Source organism: Microbispora hainanensis (assembly GCF_006874475.1).
Taxonomy (GTDB): Bacteria; Actinomycetota; Actinomycetes; order Streptosporangiales; family Streptosporangiaceae; genus Microbispora; species Microbispora hainanensis.
Genome location: NZ_VIRM01000239.1, coordinates 1 through 253, shown reverse-complemented (window position 1 = coordinate 253; position 253 = coordinate 1). Strand labels below are relative to the sequence as shown.

Annotated in this window: 1 pseudogene; it reads right to left on the bottom strand. The window is 73.5% G+C overall.

The window, feature by feature from the left end:
- Positions 1–253, bottom strand: a pseudogene (locus FLX08_RS41785) (hypothetical protein); the annotation flags it as partial.

The window sequence follows — 253 nt, the reverse complement described above, 5'->3', positions numbered from 1 at the left end:
AGGCAGGTGGGCCGGATGTTCATCGTGCCCGAGCAACGTGGTCAGCTCTACCCGTATCTCCGGCACCGACCACGCCAACCCGGCGACAGGCCCCTCACCAAGACGGCCCCACGACCGCTGCAACTCCCCGCACCCGTCCCCACCCTCCGACTCCGGCTCCGGCTCCGGCTCGCCCCTCCGCCCGTGCCCGTGCCCGTGCCCGTGCGCGTGCCCGTCCTCCGGCTCGGGTGTGGTGCTCTGCCCATGCCCGCGA